This window comes from Sphingomonas profundi (assembly GCF_009739515.1).
GTDB lineage: Bacteria > Pseudomonadota > Alphaproteobacteria > Sphingomonadales > Sphingomonadaceae > Alterirhizorhabdus > Alterirhizorhabdus profundi.
On the sequence record NZ_CP046535.1, the window covers coordinates 4,338,640 to 4,362,510 of the forward strand.

The 23,871-nt window shown below is 66.3% G+C and carries 27 protein-coding genes and 1 pseudogene; 12 read left to right on the forward strand and 16 right to left on the reverse strand.

The window, feature by feature from the left end; translation table 11 throughout:
* Positions 1-58 precede the first annotated feature (58 nt).
* On the reverse strand, positions 59-919 hold the full coding sequence (locus GNT64_RS20500) for a DUF7146 domain-containing protein (RefSeq protein ID WP_231639125.1): 861 nt from the start codon (positions 917-919) through the stop codon (positions 59-61).
* Positions 920-1,065: 146 nt separating this feature from the next.
* Positions 1,066-1,212, reverse strand: coding sequence for a hypothetical protein (locus tag GNT64_RS22120; protein WP_231639126.1), 147 nt, complete (start codon positions 1,210-1,212; stop codon positions 1,066-1,068).
* Between the two features lie 105 nt (positions 1,213-1,317).
* Between GNT64_RS22120 and GNT64_RS22125 the strand changes: the two genes are divergently transcribed.
* From GNT64_RS22125 to GNT64_RS20520, 4 genes are all read left to right on the forward strand, one after another.
* Positions 1,318-1,686: a lytic transglycosylase domain-containing protein gene (locus GNT64_RS22125; protein WP_422396610.1), complete on the forward strand. Its 369-nt coding sequence runs from the start codon at positions 1,318-1,320 to the stop codon at positions 1,684-1,686.
* Positions 1,687-1,971: 285 nt separating this feature from the next.
* Entirely contained in the window at positions 1,972-2,622 is a 651-nt protein-coding gene (locus GNT64_RS20510; RefSeq protein ID WP_156681795.1) for a S24 family peptidase, read from the forward strand.
* A 12-nt stretch (positions 2,623-2,634) separates the two neighbouring features.
* Positions 2,635-3,033 carry an HIRAN domain-containing protein gene (locus GNT64_RS20515; protein WP_156681179.1) on the forward strand — a complete coding sequence of 133 codons (399 nt, stop codon included), beginning with the start codon at positions 2,635-2,637 and terminating at the stop codon, positions 3,031-3,033.
* Between the two features lie 2 nt (positions 3,034-3,035).
* Positions 3,036-3,287 (forward strand): hypothetical protein, encoded by a 252-nt coding sequence (locus GNT64_RS20520; protein WP_156681180.1) that lies wholly within the window; start codon positions 3,036-3,038, stop codon positions 3,285-3,287.
* Between the two features lie 438 nt (positions 3,288-3,725).
* Here GNT64_RS20520 and GNT64_RS20525 read toward each other — a convergent pair whose 3' ends face one another.
* The 6 genes from GNT64_RS20525 to GNT64_RS20550 form a co-directional block, all read right to left on the reverse strand.
* A complete protein-coding gene (locus GNT64_RS20525) occupies positions 3,726-4,352 on the reverse strand; it encodes a methyltransferase domain-containing protein (RefSeq protein WP_156681181.1) in 627 nt (208 codons plus the stop codon).
* A complete protein-coding gene (locus GNT64_RS20530; RefSeq protein WP_156681182.1) occupies positions 4,349-4,681 on the reverse strand; it encodes a hypothetical protein in 333 nt (110 codons plus the stop codon). Before GNT64_RS20530 ends, GNT64_RS20525 begins: the two co-directional genes overlap by 4 nt.
* Entirely contained in the window at positions 4,678-5,238 is a 561-nt protein-coding gene (locus GNT64_RS20535; RefSeq protein ID WP_231639127.1) for a metallophosphoesterase, read from the reverse strand. Before GNT64_RS20535 ends, GNT64_RS20530 begins: the two co-directional genes overlap by 4 nt.
* A gap of 10 nt (positions 5,239-5,248) precedes the next feature.
* Positions 5,249-6,079 (reverse strand): aldo/keto reductase, encoded by an 831-nt coding sequence (locus GNT64_RS20540; protein WP_156681183.1) that lies wholly within the window; start codon positions 6,077-6,079, stop codon positions 5,249-5,251.
* A gap of 116 nt (positions 6,080-6,195) precedes the next feature.
* Positions 6,196-6,759, reverse strand: a complete 564-nt coding sequence (locus tag GNT64_RS20545) for a DUF1993 domain-containing protein (protein ID WP_156681796.1) — start codon at positions 6,757-6,759, stop codon at positions 6,196-6,198.
* Positions 6,760-6,856: 97 nt separating this feature from the next.
* Entirely contained in the window at positions 6,857-7,114 is a 258-nt protein-coding gene (locus GNT64_RS20550; RefSeq protein WP_156681184.1) for a hypothetical protein, read from the reverse strand.
* 186 nt (positions 7,115-7,300) lie between these two features.
* Here GNT64_RS20550 and GNT64_RS20555 point away from each other — a divergent pair, with 186 nt between their 5' ends.
* Positions 7,301-7,564 (forward strand): DksA/TraR family C4-type zinc finger protein, encoded by a 264-nt coding sequence (locus GNT64_RS20555; RefSeq protein ID WP_156681185.1) that lies wholly within the window; start codon positions 7,301-7,303, stop codon positions 7,562-7,564.
* A 26-nt stretch (positions 7,565-7,590) separates the two neighbouring features.
* Here the strand turns inward: GNT64_RS20555 and GNT64_RS20560 are convergent, their stop codons facing one another.
* The 4 genes from GNT64_RS20560 to ligD all read right to left on the reverse strand — a co-directional run bounded on the left by GNT64_RS20560 (position 7,591) and on the right by ligD (position 11,891).
* Positions 7,591-7,932, reverse strand: a complete 342-nt coding sequence (locus tag GNT64_RS20560) for a TfoX/Sxy family protein (protein ID WP_156681186.1) — start codon at positions 7,930-7,932, stop codon at positions 7,591-7,593.
* Positions 7,933-8,005: 73 nt separating this feature from the next.
* A complete protein-coding gene (locus GNT64_RS20565; RefSeq protein WP_156681797.1) occupies positions 8,006-8,896 on the reverse strand; it encodes an exonuclease domain-containing protein in 891 nt (296 codons plus the stop codon).
* 78 nt (positions 8,897-8,974) lie between these two features.
* Positions 8,975-9,808, reverse strand: a complete 834-nt coding sequence (gene xth, locus GNT64_RS20570; protein WP_156681187.1) for an exodeoxyribonuclease III — start codon at positions 9,806-9,808, stop codon at positions 8,975-8,977.
* 1 nt (position 9,809) lies between these two features.
* Entirely contained in the window at positions 9,810-11,891 is a 2,082-nt protein-coding gene (gene ligD, locus GNT64_RS20575; RefSeq protein ID WP_231639128.1) for a DNA ligase D, read from the reverse strand.
* 400 nt (positions 11,892-12,291) lie between these two features.
* On the opposite strand from ligD, the pseudogene GNT64_RS20580 reads away from it, so the two are divergent.
* Together GNT64_RS20580 and GNT64_RS20585 are read left to right on the forward strand one after the other, a co-directional pair.
* Positions 12,292-12,657: pseudogene (locus tag GNT64_RS20580) on the forward strand (integrase core domain-containing protein); the annotation flags it as partial.
* A gap of 921 nt (positions 12,658-13,578) precedes the next feature.
* Positions 13,579-14,454 carry an HpcH/HpaI aldolase/citrate lyase family protein gene (locus GNT64_RS20585; protein ID WP_156681189.1) on the forward strand — a complete coding sequence of 292 codons (876 nt, stop codon included), beginning with the start codon at positions 13,579-13,581 and terminating at the stop codon, positions 14,452-14,454.
* Between the two features lie 29 nt (positions 14,455-14,483).
* Here GNT64_RS20585 and GNT64_RS20590 read toward each other — a convergent pair whose 3' ends face one another.
* Positions 14,484-15,410 carry a beta/alpha barrel domain-containing protein gene (locus GNT64_RS20590; RefSeq protein ID WP_197277159.1) on the reverse strand — a complete coding sequence of 309 codons (927 nt, stop codon included), beginning with the start codon at positions 15,408-15,410 and terminating at the stop codon, positions 14,484-14,486.
* A gap of 119 nt (positions 15,411-15,529) precedes the next feature.
* Between GNT64_RS20590 and GNT64_RS20595 the strand changes: the two genes are divergently transcribed.
* Positions 15,530-16,018: a cupin domain-containing protein gene (locus tag GNT64_RS20595; protein WP_156681191.1), complete on the forward strand. Its 489-nt coding sequence runs from the start codon at positions 15,530-15,532 to the stop codon at positions 16,016-16,018.
* 36 nt (positions 16,019-16,054) lie between these two features.
* On the opposite strand, the gene GNT64_RS20600 is transcribed toward GNT64_RS20595, so the two are convergent.
* Entirely contained in the window at positions 16,055-16,849 is a 795-nt protein-coding gene (locus GNT64_RS20600; protein ID WP_156681192.1) for a CmcJ/NvfI family oxidoreductase, read from the reverse strand.
* Between the two features lie 291 nt (positions 16,850-17,140).
* Here GNT64_RS20600 and GNT64_RS20605 point away from each other — a divergent pair, with 291 nt between their 5' ends.
* The 4 genes from GNT64_RS20605 (at position 17,141) to pcaF (ending at position 22,105) form a co-directional block, all read left to right on the forward strand.
* Positions 17,141-19,504, forward strand: coding sequence for a TonB-dependent receptor (locus GNT64_RS20605; RefSeq protein WP_156681193.1), 2,364 nt, complete (start codon positions 17,141-17,143; stop codon positions 19,502-19,504).
* Between the two features lie 64 nt (positions 19,505-19,568).
* Positions 19,569-20,258 carry a 3-oxoacid CoA-transferase subunit A gene (locus tag GNT64_RS20610; RefSeq protein ID WP_156681194.1) on the forward strand — a complete coding sequence of 230 codons (690 nt, stop codon included), beginning with the start codon at positions 19,569-19,571 and terminating at the stop codon, positions 20,256-20,258.
* Positions 20,255-20,890, forward strand: coding sequence for a 3-oxoacid CoA-transferase subunit B (locus tag GNT64_RS20615; protein WP_156681195.1), 636 nt, complete (start codon positions 20,255-20,257; stop codon positions 20,888-20,890). The genes GNT64_RS20610 and GNT64_RS20615 overlap by 4 nt, the downstream gene beginning before the upstream one ends.
* A gap of 9 nt (positions 20,891-20,899) precedes the next feature.
* Positions 20,900-22,105, forward strand: coding sequence for a 3-oxoadipyl-CoA thiolase (gene pcaF, locus GNT64_RS20620; RefSeq protein ID WP_156681196.1), 1,206 nt, complete (start codon positions 20,900-20,902; stop codon positions 22,103-22,105).
* Between the two features lie 21 nt (positions 22,106-22,126).
* On the opposite strand, the gene GNT64_RS20625 is transcribed toward pcaF, so the two are convergent.
* Together GNT64_RS20625 and GNT64_RS20630 are read right to left on the reverse strand one after the other, a co-directional pair.
* Entirely contained in the window at positions 22,127-22,978 is an 852-nt protein-coding gene (locus tag GNT64_RS20625) for a CmcJ/NvfI family oxidoreductase (RefSeq protein ID WP_156681197.1), read from the reverse strand.
* A 37-nt stretch (positions 22,979-23,015) separates the two neighbouring features.
* Positions 23,016-23,861: a CmcJ/NvfI family oxidoreductase gene (locus GNT64_RS20630; RefSeq protein ID WP_156681198.1), complete on the reverse strand. Its 846-nt coding sequence runs from the start codon at positions 23,859-23,861 to the stop codon at positions 23,016-23,018.
* Positions 23,862-23,871 lie beyond the last annotated feature (10 nt).

The window sequence follows — 23,871 nt, forward strand, 5'->3', positions numbered from 1 at the left end:
CCCAATCGCCGGCACCAGGGCGCTGCCGCCCCGCTGCCTTTCCTCTTCGCCACGCCGATCAGCGCCGCAGAACGTCATTCCAGTCGTCGCCCTCGACAGGGGGATAGCGCGCTTCGATGACGCGCTCGCCAAAGCGCTCGCGTGCCAGCCTCTCCGCGCGCCGCCCGCCGGCATCATGATCGAGGAAGAGGACGATCTGTTCGACGCACGACGGCAGGTCGATGCGGGCGAAGCGCTCGGTGCCCAGCGTCGCCCAGCACGGCACGTCGAACAGGCGGCTGGCGGAGAGAGCCGTCTCGATGCCCTCGGCGAGACCGAGCCGCTTCGCTGGGGGAACAAGCCGAACCAAGCCGGCACCGAGTCGTCCCAGCGCTGCGCGCCGCAGTTCGAGGTTCGTCAGCCCGCAGCCATCATCGGACAGGAACGAGCGGTGAACCGCGATCAGCCCCGTCGCATCCGTGACGGACGCGATCATCGCGGGCACGAAGCGGGTGAGCGGCTTCTGCCCGAGCGGCGTCCTGGGGTGAAACCGCAGGGCGGAGGTCGGCGCGAGACCGCGCGCAGCCAGATAGCGTGCAACGGGCGATCCTTCGCCAGCTTGCGACGCCGACCAGAGCCGCTGAGCTGCCTCGCGGCTTCGATCATCGGCGCTGCGATCGATCTCGACCGGCGTCCAGCTCGCCGATCCCGACAATCGCAATGCGTGCAGCGCATCGAGGATCGCCCGCGTCTCGCATCCGGCGAAACAGTGCAGCAACAGCCGCTTGCGGCCGAGCCGTACGCTCAGCGACGGGGTACGATCACCATGCGCGGGGCAGCGGCACATGCCGCGATCGTTGCGCCATATTCCGCCGAGCGCCTCGACGATGGCGCGCCCGCTCTCGCGCGCTGAAGAAAAGTGATGGTCGTGGAAGGTCATCGGCGTCTCGCAGGTCCAATTGCGAGCCCGGGCCGCCGCCTCCTCTCCCGAGCCGCATCTGCCGCTTTCCTACAGCAGATTGTTCGCACTATGTTCTGATTCGAGGAGGAAGGGAAGAGCCATGCGAGGACCGGATGATCCACCCCTTATCCCTGCCGTTGAGCGCGATCGCGCTCCTTTGTGTCATGCCGTGTGCAGCCGCTGCCCAGACGGCGCCGGCTGCCGATGATGTCGATCCCGGCGGAGCCGGTCGCGATGTCGAGATGCCACCGAGCTTCCAGCTTGTCGAACATCGGACCGGCGGTCCGACGTTGTCCGCACCAACCAGGACCGCGCGGTCGCTCCCTCAGGCGCCCCTTTTAAAGCAGTCTTACCGCTTGGCGGACGCTCGCGCTCGCGTGCTGGCGTTCATCCGCGCGGCCGAGATGCGTCACGCGCTTCCGAGCGGCTTGCTCGAGGCGCTTGTCGAGGTGGAGTCGGCCTATCAGCCGTTCGTGGTCAGCCGGGCTGGAGCGATCGGGCTGGCGCAGCTAATGCCTGCCACAGCCAAGGCGCTCGGAGTCCTGAACCCGTTCGACGCGCGAGCCAATGTCGAGGGGGGCGCCCGCTTCCTGCGCGCCATGCTCGACAAGTTTGGTTCGGTGAGCCTTGCGCTTGCCGCTTACAATGCCGGTCCTGCGGCGGTGCTGCGCTCGCGCGGCATTCCGGCGAACAGCGAGACACCAGCATACATCCGAAAGGTCATGACTGCCTGGGGGCAGCGGTGAACGCCGGTGGGCCGACGGGGTGCGGTAAATCAGGCGTGATGAGCCGCGAGGTAGGCGATAACCCGACCATGTACGCGGCGCCTAGGACGTCTTCCTGCGCGCAGGTCGAACACGAAGCGGGGATCGTGCACGACGATCCTCCCGAACCGTGTCGGGCTGAGCCCCACGCGGGCGAGATATTCCTCGATCTGTCGCAGCAATTCGCTTTCCACGGCACCGACTCGCTTTACATCGTTCCCCTTATGTTCCATACCATCGCCGCTCTTGTCTAGGACGTTTCCTATGATGCTCGCGGAAATCGAAACCCCTCGCGCGGCGCTCCAGCGCCTCATCGACGAGCGCCGCGAGGACTACGCGGCGCTATCGCGCCTGCTCGGTCGCAACGAGGCCTATATTCAGCAGTATATTAAACGTGGCTCACCCAAGCATCTGCGCGAAGAAGACCGGCGGCTGCTCGCCTCCTACTTCGGCGTGAAGGAGTCGCTATTGGGCGGTCCGCAGGACTGGGAGAAGCCGACGCTGCAGCAGGTGCCGGTGCTCGATGTCTATGCGTCGGCTGGCTATGGAGCCGCCGATTTCGGCGAGGCGCGCCGGACCACGATCGGGTTCGATCCGCGCTGGCTGCGCGAGCTCGCCAAGGGGTCGGCGGATGGGCTGTCGATCATCCGCGTGAAAGGCGATTCCATGGTGCCGACGCTGGCGGATGGTGACGACGTGATCGTCGACCGAAAGGATGGCGCGGGGAGGATCCGTGACGGAATCTACGTCCTGCGGCTGGACGACAGCCTGATGGTCAAGCGCCTGGCGCGCCAGCCGGCGGGCAAGGGTATCTCGATCAAGAGCGACAATCCGGAATATCCAAGCTGGCAGGACGTCCAGCTCAGCCGGATCGATATCGTCGGACGGGTGCTGTGGTTCGGCCGGACCTTGAGCTGACGGACGGCGCCGATGCAGCAGCTGAGCCTCCACGTCGTCGGTGCCGATCATCCCAATGAGGATGGAGGCAATAGACGTTTCGAGATCCTGCTCTGTGCGCCGGGTGAGCCGATCAAGCTCGTGCCCGAGCCCAAGAACCCGGTCGACCCGAACGCCATCGCCGTCTTCAGCGTTCGTCGTATCCAGATCGGCTATCTGACGGCGGATCGCGCGCCCTGGATCGGCGGTATGCTCCGCAATGGCCGCGAGCTTCAGGCGGTGTTCCAGGAAGCCACGCGGCCTGGAGCAGCGATCAGGATCGGGTTCGATGGGGAGGCGCCCGTCCTGCCGCGGTGCGATCGAAAGCAACACGTCGTACAAGCAGCCGAAGACATCGACTTCTGGCCCGACGAACTGCCGACGGACGATTGACCATGTCGAGAAGAAAGCTCGCTCGCACTGCTCTGTTTGGTGGTGGCAGCACCGACGCCGACGACGGGGCTGATCAGCAGGAGGCATGGGCAATTGCCGCTGAACTGATCGCTGATCTGGGCGCAAGTGACGCAGTCGCATGGGCCGATGATTACATGCTCGGTCTGCAGGAGAAGAGCGATTGGCACGGTATGCAACGATGGGGGATCGTTGCTTCCGCTCTCAGCGAGCTCGCCAGCGCCAACCTGCATTAGCGGCTATACGGACATGCCGGTCTGTCCGGGCCGACGCTATGGGAGTCGATATTGTCCCTGCTGTAATGCTATGCTGCGGTACAGCTACCATAAGCAACGATCGGAGGATCAACGGCCGTGGATTCCGAAACCCTCAGGGCTGCCGCGAGGTTGGCGCGGGCGCGGAGCGCCCTACCACGATCGGTGGATCATCGGGACGGACTTGAGCGCCTGGGCGCTCGCCGCGCGCTGGAGCAGCTTGCGAAGGATCTGGATGTCACGGCGGATCACGAGGAACGGCGGGAACGGAAGAGCCGCTGACCACTGGAAGGATCAGGTCGCCCCCACGACGCTCTCTGCCATAAATACTCGTCGACGCCGGCAGGTCGTCCACAGCCAAGGATAGCCAGGTTCGCCTTCGCCGCCCTCCAAGGGTGTACCGACGGCCGCTCGGGCTGGTCAGGCGCTGCCGATCACAGCGACCAGAGGGTCGCTCGCACGACCATCGGCAAGAAGCTCGACCGTGATGTCGCGGAAGCCGGCGCGCTCGAAGTAGAGCCGGATCAGCGCGGCATGTCCGTTCGTGTCGAGCGACCGCCAGATGGCGACGGCCTTGGTCGGAAAGCAACGGTTCGAGAAGCTGACAATGAACGGGGAGCCCGGCGTCAACACCCGGCGTACCTCGGCGAACACCGCGACCGGCTGCTGCAGATATTGCGCGCCGACGCAGCAGAGCGCGGCATCGAACGATTGATCGTCCAGCGGCAGTGATGTCTCGCGATTGAGATTCTGCACGAACCAGCGATCCAGCCTTGGATTGGCGGCGAGCTCTTCGGCGTTCATGCCGTGACCGACGACAGCGGCGTAGGAGCGGTCGGAGGGCAGGTGGCTGACCCAGCTCGACATGAGGTCGAACACTTGGCTGTCCTCGGGGAGCCGCTCCCGATAACACGCGGTCAGCGCCGTCACCGCTCCTTCGTCAATATGCGTGACTAGGCGTGCGGGAGCATAGAAGGCGAGATCGTCATCCGGATCCTGCTTCAAAAACGCATCGGCCGGCAGCTCGGGGAGCGGGTCGTTCGTCATAGTGCGCTATCCTGCTCTCTCAGCCAGCCGGCATATGGCGTGTTGACGACCAGATGGCGATTGAGATCGGGCGAGCCGTCCTGCCACCAAACTGGCCCGCGCTCGCCGAGCGCGACCTTGGCGCGATCGACCTGAGCACGTGCCTCGGCAAGGTGCGCCTTGTCGGCGGCACGCAACGCGGCTCCTACCGCCCGTCTCGCCGTCATGAGTTCGCTCACCAAAGCGGCGCGCTGCTCTTCCGGCAGGCTCGGGTTCGATCGCCGCCAGAGGCGCCCGCGAACCACGAAATAGTGGCCGTCCGGCGTGACCGGGTGGGCGTCTGCCCTCATGCCGCCGCCTCACGCGATCGTGTTGGCGGGTTCTGCCGAGCGAGGTTCTCGCCAGGGTCGACGTCGACCGAGGCCCGCCCGACGAGCGCCGCGAGCGTCGTGGGCCGGAAATGACGCGCATCTACCCCGACGTCGAACTGGCGCGGCAACGGCTTCAGCTTGCCATGACTATGGCCGTGCAGGTTGATCGAGCGGCGATGCTGCCCGTTCCAGCTCCTGAACGGGTAATGGCAAAGCACCAGCAGGACGCCGTGGTGCGTCAGTTCGGCATAGTCCTGAACGCTTGCCCAGCCGGCGGCTTCGCTGGTCCCAGGATCGTCATTGTTGCCGCGGACGAGATGTTTGGTGCCGTTGAGCCGGGCGAGCAGGGCCGGCACGTCCGCCGACCGGCGCGCCACGTCGCCAAGGTGCCAGCTCTCGTCCTCGGGACCGACCACCTCGTTCCAGCCGGCAATGATCGCCGCGTCCATGGCCGCCACATCGGTGAACGGGCGACGGTGAATGTTGATCGTGCGGTGATCGCCGAAGTGCGTGTCGGCGGTGAAGAAGACAGTCATCGCCGAAAGCTCACAGCATCTCGAGCGGGCGACGAGTGCGCGGGCGCGGGAAAGCCGCGTCGAGTGCCGCAAGATCGGCATCCGAGAGGACGAGATCCGCAGCCGCGCGGTTCTCTCGCACATGAGCAACCGAGCCTGCCTTCGGAATGGCGATCACGCCGTCGTGGCGCATTGCCCAGGCAAGTGCGACCTGCGCCGGGGTCGCGCCGATCGTCGTTGCGACCTTGGAAAGGGTGCGATCGGCAAGGAGTCGTCCCTGTTCGACCGGGCTGTACGCCATGGTCGGGATGCCATGCTCCGCAAGCCAGGGCAGCAGGTCGTGTTCGGCGCCCCTCCGCGTGAGATTGTAGAGGATCTGGTCGGTCACGCAGGCGCCTCCGTCCGCCGCGACGAGCTCTTCCATGTCGTCGCTATCGAGGTTGCTGACGCCCCAGTGCCGGATCTTGCCCTCGGCCTTCAGGGCTTCCATCGCCTCGACGGTCTCGCCGAGCGGCACTGACCCGCGCCAGTGGAGCAGGTACAGGTCGAGCCGATCGGTGCCGAGCCGCTTCAGGCTCGCCTCGCAGGCGCCGCCGAGACGTTTGCGCGAGGCATTTTGCGGATAGGCCTTGCTGACCAGGAACAGCTGGTCGCGCACGTCGACGAGCGCTTCGCCGATCAGGGTTTCGGCCGCGCCGTCCCCATACATCTCGGCCGTATCGATGAGCGTCATGCCGAGTTCGACGCCCGTGCGCAGCGCTGCAGTCTCGGCTGCGCGGCGTTCGTGTCGCTCGCCCATCATCCAGGTGCCCTGGCCGAGCGCGGGCACCGTCTCTCCGCCTGGGAGCGTCACAGTCTTCATGTTGGTCTCACTGCGGGAATGGCTGACGACCTAACGCCGGATATTTCGTTCCGGTGCAACGACCCGCCTGCAATTGCGGACGACGAGGGGAGTGGCTTGACGCAGAATTGGTCGCCCTACCGCGAAGGCTCTGTGCCGGGCCGCAAGTACGCGAACATGTGCGCGACATAGTCGGGCTTGCCCAGCTCGACGCCTTGCGCGCGCAGGATGGCGTAGGCGGTCATGACGTGGAAGTAGAATTGGGGGAGCGCCCAGTCGCGGACATATTGTTCGGCGGTAAGGTCGAACACCATGCCTTGCGGCAGGGCGTGGGCGATCGGCGTCGCCGGATCGATCCCCGGCGTGTCCGCGGCGATCGCCTGCACGAGCGTCAGGGTCTCGGCGATCCTGGCGCGGGCGTCGGCGATGGAGCCAGGATGCTCGGACGCGTTGCGGCCTTCGTCCAGCAGAACCGCGATCGAGGTCGGGAACGTCTCCTGCCGCAGCCGGAACACCCCCTCCTGCGCCTGCACGCACGCGAACCGGATCTGGATCGAGAGCGGGAACATGTCGGGAGCGAGGCGGGCGGTGAGTAGCGCCCGCGCTCCGTCGCTCAATGTTTCCTCGGCCTTGCCGAGCCACGCTGAAAGCGCCCCCAGCATCTGGGTGTGGGTCGGTATCAGGATGTCGTTCAGCATCATCATCATTTTTCTTCTTCAACGCGCGATCTTCTCGATCTCTCGGGGCAATATCCAAGGAGATCGACGATGGTGCGCGAGATTGCACCTCCTCCGGTGGCTAGAGCCCGACCTTCTTGAGAGCTGAGGCCAGCTCCGCGTCGATCGCAGGATCGTCGTTGGGCGTGACCCGATTGAGCGCGGTCTGCACCCGGCTTTGCGCTACCTGGAATGTCTTGTGCCGGACCTCGCGCGCGGCGTTGGTTCGCCATGACGGGCTTTCGCCGAGCAATGCCGACCACCTGGCTTCTTCCGCTGCGAGGATTGCCAGGGCCAGCCGCAGACCATCACGCCGCCCATGGGCGTAATCGTCGGACATCGGCATCTCCTCAAGGTTCGCGCCATTGCTACGGTCTCTTCGCCTGGGGTTCCAGGTGGCTACTTGAAGCGGGCTCAGGCAGCGCACCGATAAACGCCGCCGTGGCCCATAGCTCCTGGGCGGTTGGATTGTACCCGCTGCCTGCCCATCTTCCAGGCCTGAGGAACACCAGAACGGACGGACGAGATGGCAGGCGGTTGGACAAGGGATGGCGCGATCCAGGATCAGATCGACGACACGGTCACCGACGCCGTTCTGTTCGCACGATCGCGCATACCGGCGGGGGATGGGGAGACGCATTGCACGGAGTGCGGCGACGAGATCCCCGAGGCCCGCCGCCGCGCCCTCAATGGCGTGCGCACGTGCGTACAATGCCAGTCGGAGCGCAACAGCCGTCCGACGCTTTCCGCCTTCAACCGGCGCGGCAGCAAGGACAGCCAGCTGCGGTAAGTGGGCGCTACCGCCTGCGCCCCGGCTTAGCCTGACTTCGGCTTGCGAGGCGCCTTCGGCTTGGGAAGAGGCAGCTCCGTGGTCGTGATCCGGACGAGCTCGACCAGCCAGTCGCTGTCGTCCCACCGATCGGCATCGACCAGCAGGCATGGCTTTGCGCCGGGATAGGGTGGGGCTTCCTCGATGCTCCCGGCAAACGCCCGTCCGCCTGCGGTCGGCTTGATGAAGAGCTGGCCGTCGCAGATCATCCCGAACATCTTGCCGGCGCAGTATAGGCCATGTTCTCCGAACATCGGCTTGGCCGAAACGTCACCGGCTGCGGAGAGCTGGTCGACGATGAAGGCGACGGTGTGTTTGTCGGTAGCCATGAGGCCAGCATGTCCGATCCGAGAGGCAATTTCGAGGTGCTGATCTGCGCTCGAGTACGAAAGATGCGTACGCCTATGCTGCGACGGCCGTATCAAGGGAGAAGCGCGCTCGAAGATCGTCTTCGGTCACGATCTCGATTGCGGAGCCGTTGCGTCGTAGCTCCTCGGCGCGCCGATAATCGGCGCTGGCATGAGCGAACCTGCCAAACGGCTGATCCTTGCTGATAACGAACATCGTGGACGTCGTGCCGACCGACGCGACAACCCGGGCACCCATCCCAGCCAACCAAAGACCCAGAGCGCCGTCACGTGGCGCGCCCAGGATTGCGGCGCGATGCCCTTTGAGGGGGCCATCTGCTGCCGCTTTCGGTGCCGGACCGCCGCGCGGATGCGCTGGCTTCAGCCAAGTGGCCAGATCGATCCCGGTGTGATCCATCGCTTTCACAATCACCATTCCGGCGGCACGAGCATCGCTCAATGCATCATGATGCTTGTGGCGGACCCCGAGGAAGCGGGTGAGCACATTCAGCCGGTGGCTGGGAAGGTCGGGCCAGGCGCGCTTGGCGACCCGCACGCTGTCGAGCCATGTCGTCTCGATCATCTCGCGCCGATGCACGCGGCAGGCGGCGGCGAGCGCTCCCTTATCGAAAAAGGAGTGCGCTACGGTCGTCCGCCCTGAGAGATGGCCATCGACGACTGCGTGGATGTGCGCAAAGGTGGGTTGCCCAACGACGTGATCGCAGCTGATGCCGTGGATTCGCGTGTTGAACGACGAGAACTCATCGCACGGATCTACGAGGCTCTCGTACGCGAACACCTCCGAACCATCCCGAAAGCCGACGATCCCGATCTGGCAGATGCTGCTGACACGTGAGCATGCGGTCTCGACATCGACGACGACGAAGTCGACCTGCGGCTCATCGTCACACGGCGCCGCTGCAAAGTCCGTTTTTGAAGCTGTCATGACCGGCATGCCTCGGAACATACCATGTCCAGTCCGTTGCGACAGAGGCGTTGCGTAACACTCCGTCAAGTTCGCCGATCAGGTGGAGGAGGCGGGCCTTGCCTTGGCTTTTCGCCGCGCCGAGGCCGGTGGCTTCGCGTCGTCGGCGAGCTCGATCCAGACCGGCGCGTGGTCGCTGGTCTTCTCCCAGCCGCGCACCTCGCGGTCGACCTGGGCGTCGACCAGCCGCTTGGCCAGCGCCGGGCTCAGCAGGAAGTGATCGATGCGCAGGCCGGCATTCCGCGCATAGGCATTCCGGAAATAGTCGAAGAAGGTGTAGATCGTCTCATCCGGATGGATGGTCCGCAGCGCGTCGGTCCAGCCTTGCTCCAGCAGCCGAAAGAACGCCGCACGGACCTCAGGTGCGAACAGCGCGTCCTCGGTCCAGCGCTCGGGTTTGTAGACGTCCCGCTCGGTCGGCATCACGTTGAAGTCGCCGGCAAGCACCACCGGCGCGCCAGAGGCGAACAGCGCTGCGGCGTGTTCGATCAGCGCGTCGAACCAGGCCATCTTGTAGTCGAACTTGGGCCCGGGCCGCGGATTGCCGTTGGGCAAATAGAGCCCGGCGATCAGCACGCCGTTGACGGCGGCTTCGAGGTAACGGCTCTGCGCGGGACCGGGATCGCCCGGCAGCCCGCGACGGGTCTCGTGGATCTTGCCGACGCGGCTGAGGATGGCGACACCGTTCCAGCTCTTCTGACCGTGCCAGATCGCGTCGTAGCCGAGATCGCGGATCGGCACTTCCGGGAACTTCTCGTCCGGCGCCTTCAGCTCCTGTAGGCAGACGATATCGGGTTGCTCCTCCTCGAGCCAGCGGAGGAGGACGGGGAGGCGGCCGTTGATGCCGTTCACATTGTAGGTGGCGATCTTCATCCTACAGGTCCGGCAGCACCTGGTCGGCGCGCCCCCAGCCGATCAGATCCTTCGACGCCGCCCGCTTCAGCAGCTCCGCCGCGTCGCCGACATGCCAGCGCGAGGCGCCGTCAAGCGTCCGCAGCTCCTCCCAGGTGATCGGCACCGCCACCGGCGCATGTTCGCGGGCCCGCGCGCTGTATGGCATGACCGCGGTCGCGCCGCGCTGGTTGCGCAGATAGTCGACGAAGATCCGTCCCGTCCGCTTGGCCTTGGCGAGAGCTGCCGTGAACCGGTCGGGTTCGGTCTGCGCCAGCACCTGCGCGAAGCGGTGGGCGAAGTCCTTAACCGCCGGCCACTCGGCTTGGGGTGTGAGCGGCGCGATGACGTGGACGCCCTTGCCGCCGGTCACCATCGGGAAGGTCACCAGCCCCATTTGCCCGAGCAGCTCCTGGACGTGGAACGCCGCCGAGATGACGTCCTTGAAGTCGAGGCCTTCGTCCGGATCGAGATCGAACACCAGCCGGTCGGCCTTCTCGACATCCTCGATGCGCGCGCCCCAGCCGTGGTACTCGATCGTGCCCATCTGGACGCAGGTGACCAGCCCCTCGGCATCGTCGACGAACAGATAGTCTTCGTCGTGCCCGTCCTTTTCCCGAATGCCGACATGGTGGACGTGATCGCCGAAGCTGCCGGCGTCGTGTTTCTGGAAGAAGCATTTCTTGCCGCGTCCCTGCGGGCAACGGACCAGGCTGATCGGCCGGCTGCCGGCCCAGGGCAGCATGATCCCCGACACCGTCTGGTAATAGTCGGCGAGCTCCCCCTTGGTGATCTTGCCCTCAGGGAAGATCACGCGCTCGCGGTTGGTGACGCGAACCTTGGTTGCCGCCGGTGCCGTGGCGGTGGCCTCGACCTCGGCGACCGGTGCCTCCTTCTCGACGACGACGGCTTCCGCCTTCTTGTCGAGCCGCAGCCCGAGATAGCTCGAGTGGCGCAGCACGCCGTCGCCGGTGACCTCCATGAACGCGATCTCGGCGACGAGCTTGGGCTGGATCCAGTGGGCGCCGCGCACCGCCGCGCGTGGCGCCTCGACGGTCGGCGTCTTGACCTCGAGCGGCGCCATCAGCCCCATCAGCTTGTCGATCTCGTCGGCGGTGTAGCCGGTACCGGCCTTGCCGGCGTAGCGCAGCTTGCCATCCTCGTTGACCCCGAGCAGCAGCGCACGGAATCCGCGCTGCTTGTCCGACGGGGTCCAGCCGACGATCACGAACTCCTGGCGCTTGATGCACTTGGTCTTGACCCAGCTGCCCGAGCGCGAGCCGACGTACTTCGCATCGGCTCGCTTGGAGATGACGCCCTCAAGGCCGGCCTCGCAGAAGGTGCCGAACAGCTCCTCACCGCGGCCGACGATGTGATCGGAGTAGCGGATCTTGGACGTGCCCGAGCCGATCAGCGCGGCGAGCTTCTCCTTGCGTTCGGTCAGCGGCCGGTTCGTCAGGTCCTCGCCGTCGAGCGCGAGCAGGTCGAACGCGTAGTACAGGATCGAGCCAGGGTCTTCCTTCAGTGCATTCTGCAACGCCTGGAAGCTGGTCCGGCCCTCGGCATCGAGCACGACCGCCTCACCGTCGAGCAGTGCCGAGGAGACATCGAGCGTGGCGGCATCCGCGACGACGGGCGCGAACTTGTCGGTCCAGTCGAGGCCCGAGCGCGTGTGCGCGCGGCCATCACCGCCGCCGATCGAGATCAGCGTGCGATAGCCGTCATACTTCATCTCGTGCAGCCAGGCGTTGCCGGCGGGCACATGGTCGACGAGCGTGGCCAGCTGGACCGGTCGGAACGGCGGGGCGACGCCTTCCGGCTTGGCATTCTTCGTCCGACGTGCCGGCACGGGAGTGGATGCTGCCGGCGGCTCCGCCTTCGCAGCGCTCGCCTGCTTCTTCGTCGGTTTCTTGCCGGCCGCGATCTCGGCCATGGTCAGTCCACTCTCGACGCCGGTGAGGTGCGTCGTCACGAGATCGTCGGAGCCGCCGGTATGCTCGTCGGCAACCTTGCGCAGCAGCCAGTTCTCGCCCTTTTCGCGGCCGCGTGGCTTCAGGCGGATCATGATCCACTCGCCCTTCATGCGATGGCCGTGAAGGATGAAGTGGAGATGCCCCTCGGGGATGGTCTTGCGCGGATCCTTGCCGGCGATCGACTCCCAGGCGCCGTTATCCCACTTGAAAACCCGTTGAAAGCAGCGTTGCGTGCCAAACTGAGCCCCTTTCGATGGGGTCAAGGATCGATGCGGTGGTCGATCAGACTTGAAAGGTACGCGGCTGGATGAGTGATCCAGCCGCGTAGGACCGAGCGGCTAGTCCTTCAGCTTCTTGCCTGCCTTCTCGAGCATGTTGCCGGTGGCGTCCGCCGCCTTGTCGGCGCCGTTCGAGATGGCCTTTCCAGCCTTATTGGCACCGTTGGTGATGGCGCTTCCTGCTCGGTCCGCGGTCGCTTCGACGCTGTCGCCTATGCGGACCGAGCTGCCGCTCGCCGGCCTGATGATGGCGGCCCAGCGGCAGCGACCAGCGGCCGGCCTCATCTTCCACTCCGACCGTGGGTCGCGATACGCTGCTGGCGCCTATGCCGATCACCTGACGGCAATCGGTGCGGTGCCCTCGATGAGCCGCACCGGCAACAGCTACGATAATGCCCCGATGGAGAGTTTCCTCCTCACCGTGAAGGTCGAGCTGGTCCACCGATGCCGGTGGCCGACCCAGGCCGAAGCTCGACAGGCGCTGTTCGGTTACATCGAAGGCTACTACAACCGCCACCGCATGCACTCGGCCCTCGGGTATCTAACCCCCGAACAGGCCGAGCAACGCATGACCGGCTAACCCAGCGTGTCCGCTGAACCGAGGGAAGATCAGTCGCCTCCGTCGGGGGCCGACTGGACGCACACGCGGCGGCGTCAAGCATCCAGAACGGAATCTCCAGAGTTCGCTCAACTTACGTATCGACACGACTTACGCGTGCTATCGCCCCGGACGCCCTGACGATCCGCTCATGGATGCGGATCCGTTTCCCTCTCCCTCTCAAGGGATGCCAGCCATAGACTACCGTCGCTTCGTCAATCGCGCCGGTACCGTGGGTCTTGTGGTGATCGGTTGTACAACGAGAGCCGTCCTCGCACAGCGCTTGGCGGAACCGTTCAAGGTTCCAGCGATGCGCAGCGTCGTTGGAAAAGCGGTGTAGGATGGCTGACGCCGATCGAACATGCTGCTGCAACGGCCGCCAAGGCGGCCGAATGAACGCCGAAAACTCACCCTTAGGTTGTTTAAGCAACCGGGGGATCCTCACTGCCTCGCAGATCGCCTTGACCGGGTCGATTTGTTCCGCTTTATATAAGCTTGTACATAGGCTGGCGGGATCAATCGCACCTCGTAAGTGAGTGGCTGGAGCTAACGCGCCCGTTGATGCGCCGCCGCGCACGCCTCGATGCCGATTAGGCACGGCTCCATCCCGCCAAGCAGCGCGAGTAGCCGGTCCCGCTTGACCTTTCGCCGCAGCACCGCCCGACCTTCCGCATCGACGCCGTGAAACTGGGAGACGTTTTTTCGCGATGTTAAGGCTGATCGTGGCAATCTCCATGTGGGCGACTCCTTCCTGCTGATGGTCGATGACAGCACCACCATGGCACCACTCGACGCCATAGGATGGGGGCCGACCAACTCATCAAGGTAGGCAGACACTTCTTGTTTTCACCACCGACAACAAGCAAGAGCGGAAGCTGTACGGACAAGCGGGAGCAAGTTCCAATGACCGCGATCAGGACGTGGCTTTTCGCACCGGGCGATCGGCCGTCCATCATGGCGAAGGCTCTCGCCAGCCACGCCGACGCCGTCATCCTCGATCTCGAGGATGCGGTAGCGAAATCGGCCAAGCCGGCCGCACGCGACACCGTGGCCGCAGCGCTGCGAGCGTCGTCGCGGCCGGGGCGCTATGTCCGGATCAACGATCTTGCCACGGACTTCGCGCATGACGATGTCATGGCGCTCGCCGAAAGCCTCCCGACCGGGCTCGTCCTGCCGAAGGCCGAGAGCGCGGAAGACGTGCGATTGTTGCAGTGGCTTCTCGGACAGGTCGAGCGACGTGTCGGCTACGCGGGCCCCCCGCTCGAGATCGTGCCGTTGCTGGAGACAGCGGCGGGTCTCAGTAGCGTGAGCGAGATCGCTGCGGCGTCGTCCCGCGTCAGGCGGCTGGCGTTCGGCGCCGGCGACTTCACGCTGGACCTGTCGCTGACATGGTCCCGTGAGGAGCAGGAACTGCTGCCATACCGGTCGGCCATCGTACTGGCGTCGAGGGTGGCCGGGCTCGAGGCGCCGGTCGATGCCGTCTGGGTTCGCGTCGACGATGCCGACGGCATGGCCGCGTCCGCCGCGCGTTCCAGGGATCATGGCTTCCAAGGGAAGCTGTGCATCCATCCGTCGCAGGTCGACGCGGTTCGCACCGCTTTCCGGCCGTCGCCGGAGGCCGTGGCGCGCGCGCGGCGGATCGTGGCGGCCTTCGCGGCCGCCGAGGGGGCGGGCCACGCCGCGATCCGGGTGGATGGCGCGCTAGTCGATTATCCGATCTACGAGGCCGCGCGCCGAACGCTGGCGGACGCCGGACCGGGTGACGGTCCTCCGGAGTAGGCGGCCGCGCCGGCGACCGGACGAGCCGGTCAGGACAACCGCCGGATCTCCTCGCGCCAGGCGCCATTGGCGGCGAAGCTCCTCGGCTCGATGCCCAGCAGCGTGGCGATCTTGCGAGCGGCCGCGACCACCGCCGCCTGATCCAGCCCGGTATCCACGCCGCAATCGTCCAGTATGCAGACCAGATCCTCCGTAGCGTAGTTGCCGGTGGCCGCCATGCTGGCGGGCATGGCGATCCCGCCGCCGATCCCGCAGATCGCACCCTCGATCCAGGCGGCGCCGGCGTCGATCGCGGCGAGCGCGAGCGCGGCGGCGCGTCCACCGAGATTGTGGACGTGGAAGCCGATTCGCAGATCGGGAAAGCGGTCGAGCGCTCGTTCGAACAGGGCGGAGACCTGCGCGGGGCTTTCCAGCCCCACCGTGGCCGCCAGGTACAGGCGCCTCACGCCCGCGTCGTGGAAGCGGCCGATGATCCCGAGGACGCGATCCGGCGGGATCGTGCCTTCGTACGCGCACCAGAAGGCGAGACCGATTGCCACGCAGAAATCCTTGTTCGCCCGCTCGGCAAGCCTGGCGGCCACGATCGCGTCGCCGACCGCGGCGTCGATCGTCATGTTCTGGTTGCGCGCGGAATAGGCCGCGCTGGCCGTCACGAGGCCGAGCACTTCATCGACCTGCGTCGCGACGGCGCGGGCCGCGCCACGGGCGTTGGGCGCCATTGCGCGGTACCGCGTGGCGGCATGGCGGGGCAGGCGCTCGCACAAGGCCTCCGCATCGGCGAACTGCGGAATCTTCGCCGGATGCGCGAAGCCGGTGACTTCGATGGTGCCCAGCCCGGCGCGGGCGAGAATCTCGATCATCTTCAGTTTGGCATCTGTGGAGACGGGCAGCCCAAGGCTTTGCAGCCCATCGCGCGGGCCGACTTCCACCACCTGCATGCTGCCGGGTATGCGCATCGCGATCTCTCCTATGTCCTGTCCGGCGATCGAATAGGCTTGCCTGTCCGGACATATCCGCGTCAAATGCCGGCGGCCAGCCCGCATGAAGGCAGTTAACCGGCCACAGGGGAAGAGACATGGTAGAGGATATGACGGTGAGGCGGGTGATCGCCCAGCACGACGCGCACGGCCATGCGCGGTTCGCGATCGACGAGCGGCTGGAGCCTTCGCCGATCGGCGCCCGGGGCTCCAGCAACGCGACGGTGTGGGCGACCGATCGCGCGCCCGCCGACAATCAGGATCCGCGCGATCTCGCCGGAAGCCTGACCGGCCTCGGCATGGATGGCGGCACGGCGATCCGCGTCATCAACGTGTCCCCCGGCGAGGAGACGCCGATGCACCGGACGATCAGCGTGGATTACGTCGTCATCACGCACGGCTCGATCGACCTGGAGCTGGACGGCGGGGACGTGCGGACGCTGCATGCCGGCGACGTGGTCGTGCAGCGCGGCACCAGCCATCGCTGGATCAATCGCAGCGGGGACTGGGCGCGGATGGTGGCGGTGCTGGTGAGCGCCGCGCCCGTGGTGATCGACGGTTCAGTGCTGGCCGAAGTGCATATCTGACGGCAATTGACCGGGCCCCGCCGCGCGTGGCGGGGCTCAGTCGAAGAAGGCCATCGTGCGAACCTCGAAGCTGGCACGCGGCGCCGCGTCCGGCCGGGAGCCGGGATCGTCGATCGCCGAGTGGGCGGCGCGCTGCGGCCGCGCGGCGTCGCTGTCCACGAGCGTAAACAGCAGCGCCTCGTCCGGTCGCATGTCGGGGTAGTAATACCAGCGTTGGTCGGGATCGTAGCTGATGTTCACCCCGACGAACGGCGTCGGTGCGCCGGGCGCTTCGTGGATCGGCACCTCGAGCATCGCGTCTTCGGTGATGGTCCGCCCGTCGGCTATCGCCAGCGGGCGACGCTCCACCGGGTGGGTGCCGCGCCATACGTTGACCGCCGACCAGCGTTTCGCCAGCAGCCTCTCCGCCCGTTCGTCGCCAAGCTCACGTCGCGCCCACAGCCGGAAGCTTTCCGCCGTATAGTCGATATGGGCATTGCCCGCCGGCTGCCGGCGACCCGCCTGCTGCCCACCCTCACGCCGCGCCAGCTTGTGGAAGACGATCACCTCGGAGGCTCCCGTCAGGTCGCGGACCAGCGCCCGCACCTCGGGGACGTAGACGGACTCGACCTGATCGGCATCCTCGAAGTCGTCGACCCGCGTCGCATGTCGGACCAGCTGCATGCCTTCCACCGCCAATGCCGGCGGTTCGGCGCGCGTGCGCGCGTTCACGATGCGCGTGGCATGCTCCTCGAACCGGCAGGTCGAACGCTCATGCGCGAGCGCGTAGAACAAGCCGGGCGGATGCGATCGCGAGGCGTAGCGCAACGGCACGATTATGTCTGTCGCCATGTCATGTCTCTCCTTCGGCGGCGGTTTCGTCACCGGCTCACATGTCCGGTCATGACTGCGCCGCGCATCGCAGGCTGTCAATGCGGGGAGGCATACCACCTTCGATCTCCGGAGCCTTGGCCATCAGGCGAAGACTATGATGGCGCGGCGTAGAGCATGGTCAACGTCGGAATCATCCCGATCCAGGTCCGAGCAGGCCTCTCTCCACGATGAGCGACAGACACCGGTTGACAGCCTCCACATTCGCAATATACGTCCGGACAAGTAAGATAAAAAGGGGAGGAGGAACAGATGATGCGCTCGTTGATGGCCCGCAGGCTGCTATGTTCGGCGTCAGTCACCACGCTGCTGGCGTTCGCCGCCGCGCCGGCGCTCGCGCAGGATCAGGCCAAGGCGCAACAGGCGGCGCCGGCCGGCACGCAGAACGACGCGAGCGGGCCGGATACGTCGCAGGACATTGTCGTGACGGCGCAGTTCCGGAGCGAGCGGCTGCAGGATACGCCGCTCGCGATCTCGGCGGTCAACGGATCGCTGGCGGCGGCGCGCAGCCAGGTCAGCATCGCCGACATAGCCAAGACCGCGCCCAGCGTGAACATCGAGCCGAGCGCCAACGGCGGCGGCCCGTCCTCCACCATCTTCATCCGCGGCATCGGTCAGTCCGATTCGATCCCGGCGGTCGAGCCGGGTGTCGGCGTCTACATCGACGATGTCTATTACGGTATTCTGACGGGGTCCAATTTCGACCTGCTTGACATCGATCGGGTCGAGATCCTGCGTGGACCGCAGGGTACGCTGTCCGGCAAGAATTCCGAGGGCGGCTCCATCAAGCTGTACAACCGGCAGCCGACCAACGATCCCGGCGGGTACGCCGAGTTCACCTACGGCTCGTTCAACCGGTCGCAGGCGCGCGGCGCCGTCAACATCCCGATCGTCGACGACAAGATCCTGCTGCGCGTCGGCGGCGTGTACAGGCACGTTCGCGGCTTCCTCGACCGGCTCGATTACGGCTGCGTCAATCCGGGCACCGTGCCGCAGGTCAGCGGATCGAGCCGGAACGACGGCTGCCGGATCGGTCGCGAGGGCGGACAGGACCTGGCCGCGATCCGCGCGACGCTGCGCCTCAACCTGTCGGAACGGCTGCACGACACCATCTCGTTCGACCGCATCAGCGACCATCAGGAATCGACGCCGTCCAAGCTGATCTACTCGCTGCCGCTCTGGACGGGCGGGCTGGACTTCACGACGCCGGCGAAGAGCTACTCCAACTATTCCACCTTCACCGGCCAGCCGTTCACGGCGAACCAGTATACCCAACCGGCGAGGAACGACGTCGATCAGTGGGGCATCTCCAACGTCCTGGACTGGGAGCTGTCCGACAATCTGTCGATCAAGTCGATCACCGCCTATCGCAAGAGCAACACGGTGGCGAACCAGGATGGCGACGCATCGCCGTACAACGTGTTCCTGCAGAACTTCGAGTTCAACAACAAGCAGTTCACCCAGGAGCTGCGCCTGTCGGGCAGCCTGTCCAGCGTGCTGGACTGGACCGTCGGCGGATTTTACTATCATTCCGACCTGCTGAACAAGGGCTATATCGACATCGCGGGCGGCCTGGCTCCGGGCGGCGGCGGCGTGAACCTGGCGTTCATCACGCGCGATCCGATCAAGTCGGAGTCGACCTCCGGCTTCGCCCACGGCGTCGTGCACATCACCGACAAGCTGAACGTGACGGGCGGGCTGCGTTACACCGACGAATCGAAGGACTATACCTTCGTGCGCCTGAGCCCGACGGGCGGCACGGCCGATTTCCGCGTGGCCGGGCTGAACGGCACGTCGTCCCGCTATTCGGGCTCGCGCTGGGACTATCGCGTCGCGGTGGACTATCGCTGGTCGCCGTCGCTCATGACCTACGCGCAGGTGGCGACCGGCTTCAAGGGCGGCGGCATCAATCCGCGTCCGTACTTCCCGACGCAGGCCGTGCCGTTCAAGCCTGAGAAGGTGATCTCCTACGAAGCCGGAACGAAGGCGGACCTGTTCGATCGCAAGGTCCGGCTCAGCGCCGATGCCTTCTACACGGACTTCTCCGACATCCAGCTGACCGTCACCCAGTGCGACTCCCTCTCGCCCTTCCCCGGCGCGCCCTGCACCCAGACGACGAACGCGGGCAACGCCAAGCTGTGGGGCGCCGAGATCGAGGGCGACATCCGTCCCGTCGGCGGGCTGTCGATCAACTTCGCCGCCAGCCTCATCGACTTCAAGTATAAGAGCGTGAACCCGCTGACCGGCATTCCGCTCGACGCCGACAACCCCTTCCTTTCCAAGACGAAGCTCTCGGGCGGCATCCAGTACGAGATCCCGCTGTTCGGCGGCACGGTGACCCCGCGCCTCGACGTGGACTATCGCTCCGGCTTCGCGACCGAGGCGCTGCCCACGCTGACCGACATCGGCCGCGTGTCGCCACGCACGTTGCTGAACGCGCGACTGACCTATCGCAGCGAGGACCGCAGCTGGGAGCTCTCCGGCGGCGTGACCAACCTGACCGACAAATTCTATTATGCCTCGCGCTTCGACCGGTCGGGCCCGCCCTTCTTCACCGCGCTCGGCATCGTCGGCCGTCCGCGCGAGTGGAGCGTCAGCGTGAAGCGTAACTTCTGATGCGGAGTCCGGCGGACCGGCGCCAGGCCCCCGCAAAGTCGCACCGGGAGAGAGGCGAGACGGCATGATCGACAAGCGGGCCGGCTCTCCGGCGCAGGCCGTCGCCGACATCGGCGACGGCGCCGCCATCATGATCGGCGGCTTCGGGACCGCCGGCATGCCGGACGAGCTGATCGACGCCCTGATCGCGCGGGAGGTGGGAAACCTGACGATCATCAACAACAATGCCGGCAATGGCGAGACCGGCGTGGCCGCGCTCATCAAGGCGGGGCGCGTTCGCAAGATGATCTGCTCCTTCCCGCGTCAGGCGGACTCGCACCATTTCGACGCGCGCTATCGCGCCGGCGAGATCGAGCTTGAACTCGTGCCGCAGGGCAATCTGGCGGCGCGGATACAGGCGGCGGGGGCCGGGCTGGGCGCGATCTTCACGCCCACCGGCTTTGGAACATCGCTGGCCGAGGGCAAGGAGACCCGGAGGATCGACGGCCGGGACCATGTGTTTGAGCTGCCGATCCGCGCCGACTTCGCGCTCATCAAGGCGCATCGCGGTGATCGCTGGGGCAATCTCGTCTACCGCAAGACCGCCCGGAACTTCGGACCGATCATGGCGATGGCCGCGCGCACCACGATCGCGCAGGTTGCCGAGATCGTGCCGCTCGGCGAGCTCGATCCCGAGACTATCGTCACGCCGGGCATCTTCGTGCAGCGCGTCGTGCCGGTGCCGGCCGCCACGGCGCGAGAGGACATGGCATGAAGCGACGCACAAGGGACGAGTTGGCGGCGCGCGTGGCCCGCGACATCCCGGCCGGCGCCTATGTCAACCTCGGCATCGGCCTGCCCACGCGGGTGGCCAACTTCCTGTCGGTGGACCGCGAGATCCAGTTGCAGAGCGAGAACGGACTGCTGGGCATGGGCCCGGCGCCGGCCGCGGGCGACGAGGATCCGGAGCTCATCAACGCGGGCAAGCAGCCGGTGACGCTGCTGGCCGGCGGGGCCTTCTTCCACCATGCGGACAGTTTCGCGATGATGCGCGGCGGCCATATCGACATCTGCGTGCTGGGCGCTTTCCAGGTCTCGGTTCATGGCGATCTGGCGAACTGGCATACAGGCGAGGCCGGTGCGATCCCGGCGGTCGGCGGCGCGATGGATCTGGCGATCGGGGCGAAGCGCACCTTCGTGATGATGGACCTGCTGACGCGGGACGGGCAGAGCAAGCTGGTGACGGCCTGCACCTATCCGCTGACCGGTCTGGCCTGCGTGTCGCGCGTCTATACCGACGTGGCCGTGATCGACGTCGGGCCGGCGGGAGCGAGACTGGTCGAGGCGGTCGACGGGCTCGATCTCGAAGGGCTGCGCGCGATGACCCAGATCCCGATCGACGCCTGAGGTACGAACATGGCCGAAGCCTTCATCTGCGATGCCGTGCGTACACCGATCGGCCGCTACGCCGGCGTGCTGGCCGACGTGCGCGCCGACGATCTGGGCGCGGTTCCGCTCAGGGCGCTGCTTGACCGGCAGTCACGGCTCGATCCGGCGGCGATAGAGGAGGTGTTCTACGGCTGCGCGAATCAGGCCGGCGAGGACAACCGCAACGTCGCGCGGATGAGCCTGCTGCTGGCCGGCGTGCCCGTATCGACGGCGGGGGTAACGCTCAATCGCCTGTGCGCGTCCGGCCTTGAAGCGGTGGGCGCGGCGGCTCGGGCGATCCGTTGCGACGAGATGGCGCTGGCCATCGCCGGTGGCGTCGAGAGCATGAGCCGTGCGCCGCTGGTGATCGGCAAGGCCGGGCGCGGGTTCTGCCGCGACCAGCGCCTGGAGGATACCACGATGGGCTGGCGCTTCGTCAATCCGACGCTCGACGCGCGGTACGGCACCGAGACGATGCCGCGGACGGGCGAGAACGTCGCCGTCGAACGCGGCGTCGGACGCGACGATCAGGACGCATTCGCCTGTCGCAGCCAGGCGCGCGCCGCCGCCGCGATGGAAGCCGGCTTCTTCGCGGAGGAGATCGTTCCCGTGGCCGTTCCGGACGGCCGAAAGGGCTTCATCGAGGCGGGTGTCGACGAACATCCCCGCGCGGATACCACGCTGGATCGGCTCCGGCGCCTGAAGCCCTTGTTCGGTCCGGACGGCACGGTGACGGCCGGAAACGCATCCGGCATCAACGACGGCGCGGCGGCGATGATCGTGGCGAGCGAGGCGGCCGCGCGTGCGCACGGTCTGACGCCACGGGCGCGCATCCTGGGCATGGCATCCGCCGGCGTGGAACCCCGCGTGATGGGACTCGGCCCGGTGCCCGCCACGCGCAAACTGCTCGACCGCCTGGACATCGCCGTCGCCGACCTCGATGTCATCGAATTGAACGAGGCGTTCGCGAGCCAGGCGCTGGCGGTGCTGCGTGACCTGGGCCTGCCCGACGACGCCGCGCACGTGAACCCCAATGGCGGCGCGATAGCGCTGGGCCATCCGCTCGGCATGTCGGGCGCCCGGCTGGCGATGACGCTGGTGCATCAGCTGGAGCGGACCGGTGGCCGGCTGGGACTGGCAACGCTCTGCGTCGGCGTCGGCATGGGGCTTGCCCTGGTTGTCGAGCGCGTCTGAACCGCCCGCCGACGAGCGGCCCTAGTCGTAGAGCGCGAAGAAGCGGCACTCTATGCTGCCGCGCGGAACGGCATCGGATCGCGTGTGATCCTCGAAGGCGGTGTGCATGGCGTTCATCGCTTCCGGCGCCGCTGAGTCGAAGCCCTTGAAGACGAGGACTTCGTCCGGCACCATGTTCGGGAAATAGTACCAGCGGTGGTCCGGGCTGTGGAGGCAGCCGCGCGACCTGACCGACGCGTCACGCGAGCCGTCCGGCCCACGAAATTCCATCGACACCATGTCGCGCGGCGAGACCGTGCGGCCGTCGCAGATCGCCAGCGGTTTGTCCTGCGGCGGCGGTGTGGTCACGCGCCAGGTCTGGATGACCTTGAGCCGGGAAAATGGCGCAACCCTCCGTCCCGTCACCTTAAGCGTCTGCGCCAGCTGCCGGTCGACCTCGCCCGGCGTGAAATCGAGATGCGCCATCGCCGCGGTCGACATCCAGCCCTGAACTGGAGAGCGGCTGCTGAACCGCATGGTGAGGAAGCCATATTGCGCGACGATCTCGCGCGCACCGCTGATGCTCTGGATAAGTGGCGCCACCTCTTCGAGATAGGCTAGACTGGCGGGGCCCATCGTCTCGCTCGGTCGGCTATTCTCCGCGATTAGCTCCCCGCCGCGTTCCGCGATCAGGTGGGATGGCCATCGCGCGAGCATGAAGCCCTGAACGTCCAGCGACAGCGGTTCGGAAGAGCACCGGCCATTGCGCATCGCAACGCTATGCGGCTCGATGACGAAATTCTGCCTTGCCGGATCGGATGAGAAGATGATCTCGCGCTCCGCCGTGGCGATATAGGGGATCTCGACCGTGATCGCTTCGTCGACGACATTCATGAGCAGGCTTCCTTAAGCAGCGTCGGACGGGGATGCGTTACCGAAAGAACGCGAAGGCGCGGGTCTCGATACTTTCGCGCGGCTCGGCCCCGGCCGGGCAGGCGACGTTCTCGAAGCCGCCATGCAGGACGTTCATGCGATCGGCGCCATCGCCCTCGAAGCCCTTGAAGAGAAGGATCTCGTCCAGCCGGAGATCGCTGAAATAGTACCAGCGATGCGCCGGGTTGTACCGGTACATGTAGAATTCCAGATCCGCCCGGCGCGGCAGCTGGACGGTGAAGCGGCTGAGGACGCGATCGGCGAGGTCGACGGTGCGCGCGTCGCAGAATGCGAGCGTGTTGTCCTGCGGTGGCGGCGACAGCGCGCGCCACGTCTGATAGGCCTCGATCCGGCTGTAACCGGCGAGGGCGGGATCGGTCAGGTCCAGCTGGAAGCCGATCTGCGTCCTCAGCGTGAAGTCGCTATAATCGGTATGGGCGATGGAGGCCGGACGCACCGAGTCCGTCCGCTCCGCGTTGAGCCGCAGTAGAGGGCCATGCGCGGACACGACAAGGTCCGCGCCGGTCTCCGCCTGGACGAGCTGTTCCATCTCGCGCAGGTAGGTGCCGTCCACCTTGCCGGGATCGCGGAAGTCCGCCCGTTCCAGCGCCGTGTGGTGCGAAACCAGCCGGAATCCCTGCACGTCCAGCGACAGATCGCCGGCGAAGGCGCGAGCGTCGGTGAAGGTCATGGTCCGTGGATCGACCGCCAGCCGCGTGCGGGAGCGATCCGCGACGTCGACATAGGGCGCTTCGTCCATCGGCCCGAGATAGTTCATGGTGGACCGTACCGTGCCGGCCGGCGCGTCGGTGTCCGCCGTCTGATGCGTGCCGGTGATCGTCATCCGAAACTCC

What these genes read in the sequence shown, in the direction of transcription:
- GNT64_RS20500 (WP_231639125.1), bottom strand. Translation starts at nt 919, where the DNA reads ATGACCTTCCACGACCATCACTTTTCTTCAGCGCGCGAGAGCGGGCGC.
- GNT64_RS22120 (WP_231639126.1), bottom strand. Translation starts at nt 1,212, where the DNA reads ATGTTCGACAAGCTGGAAGCTCGGTGGCATCTCGACATCGCGACCGGC.
- GNT64_RS20510 (WP_156681795.1), top strand. Translation starts at nt 1,972, where the DNA reads ATGCTCGCGGAAATCGAAACCCCTCGCGCGGCGCTCCAGCGCCTCATC.
- GNT64_RS20515 (WP_156681179.1), top strand. Translation starts at nt 2,635, where the DNA reads ATGCAGCAGCTGAGCCTCCACGTCGTCGGTGCCGATCATCCCAATGAG.
- GNT64_RS20520 (WP_156681180.1), top strand. Translation starts at nt 3,036, where the DNA reads ATGTCGAGAAGAAAGCTCGCTCGCACTGCTCTGTTTGGTGGTGGCAGC.
- GNT64_RS20525 (WP_156681181.1), bottom strand. Translation starts at nt 4,352, where the DNA reads ATGACGAACGACCCGCTCCCCGAGCTGCCGGCCGATGCGTTTTTGAAG.
- GNT64_RS20530 (WP_156681182.1), bottom strand. Translation starts at nt 4,681, where the DNA reads ATGAGGGCAGACGCCCACCCGGTCACGCCGGACGGCCACTATTTCGTG.
- GNT64_RS20535 (WP_231639127.1), bottom strand. Translation starts at nt 5,238, where the DNA reads ATGACTGTCTTCTTCACCGCCGACACGCACTTCGGCGATCACCGCACG.
- GNT64_RS20540 (WP_156681183.1), bottom strand. Translation starts at nt 6,079, where the DNA reads ATGAAGACTGTGACGCTCCCAGGCGGAGAGACGGTGCCCGCGCTCGGC.
- GNT64_RS20545 (WP_156681796.1), bottom strand. Translation starts at nt 6,759, where the DNA reads ATGATGCTGAACGACATCCTGATACCGACCCACACCCAGATGCTGGGG.
- GNT64_RS20550 (WP_156681184.1), bottom strand. Translation starts at nt 7,114, where the DNA reads ATGTCCGACGATTACGCCCATGGGCGGCGTGATGGTCTGCGGCTGGCC.
- GNT64_RS20555 (WP_156681185.1), top strand. Translation starts at nt 7,301, where the DNA reads ATGGCAGGCGGTTGGACAAGGGATGGCGCGATCCAGGATCAGATCGAC.
- GNT64_RS20560 (WP_156681186.1), bottom strand. Translation starts at nt 7,932, where the DNA reads ATGGCTACCGACAAACACACCGTCGCCTTCATCGTCGACCAGCTCTCC.
- GNT64_RS20565 (WP_156681797.1), bottom strand. Translation starts at nt 8,896, where the DNA reads ATGACAGCTTCAAAAACGGACTTTGCAGCGGCGCCGTGTGACGATGAG.
- xth (WP_156681187.1), bottom strand. Translation starts at nt 9,808, where the DNA reads ATGAAGATCGCCACCTACAATGTGAACGGCATCAACGGCCGCCTCCCC.
- ligD (WP_231639128.1), bottom strand. Translation starts at nt 11,891, where the DNA reads ATGATCCGCCTGAAGCCACGCGGCCGCGAAAAGGGCGAGAACTGGCTG.
- GNT64_RS20585 (WP_156681189.1), top strand. Translation starts at nt 13,579, where the DNA reads ATGACCGCGATCAGGACGTGGCTTTTCGCACCGGGCGATCGGCCGTCC.
- GNT64_RS20590 (WP_197277159.1), bottom strand. Translation starts at nt 15,410, where the DNA reads ATGCGCATACCCGGCAGCATGCAGGTGGTGGAAGTCGGCCCGCGCGAT.
- GNT64_RS20595 (WP_156681191.1), top strand. Translation starts at nt 15,530, where the DNA reads ATGGTAGAGGATATGACGGTGAGGCGGGTGATCGCCCAGCACGACGCG.
- GNT64_RS20600 (WP_156681192.1), bottom strand. Translation starts at nt 16,849, where the DNA reads ATGGCGACAGACATAATCGTGCCGTTGCGCTACGCCTCGCGATCGCAT.
- GNT64_RS20605 (WP_156681193.1), top strand. Translation starts at nt 17,141, where the DNA reads ATGATGCGCTCGTTGATGGCCCGCAGGCTGCTATGTTCGGCGTCAGTC.
- GNT64_RS20610 (WP_156681194.1), top strand. Translation starts at nt 19,569, where the DNA reads ATGATCGACAAGCGGGCCGGCTCTCCGGCGCAGGCCGTCGCCGACATC.
- GNT64_RS20615 (WP_156681195.1), top strand. Translation starts at nt 20,255, where the DNA reads ATGAAGCGACGCACAAGGGACGAGTTGGCGGCGCGCGTGGCCCGCGAC.
- pcaF (WP_156681196.1), top strand. Translation starts at nt 20,900, where the DNA reads ATGGCCGAAGCCTTCATCTGCGATGCCGTGCGTACACCGATCGGCCGC.
- GNT64_RS20625 (WP_156681197.1), bottom strand. Translation starts at nt 22,978, where the DNA reads ATGAATGTCGTCGACGAAGCGATCACGGTCGAGATCCCCTATATCGCC.
- GNT64_RS20630 (WP_156681198.1), bottom strand. Translation starts at nt 23,861, where the DNA reads ATGACGATCACCGGCACGCATCAGACGGCGGACACCGACGCGCCGGCC.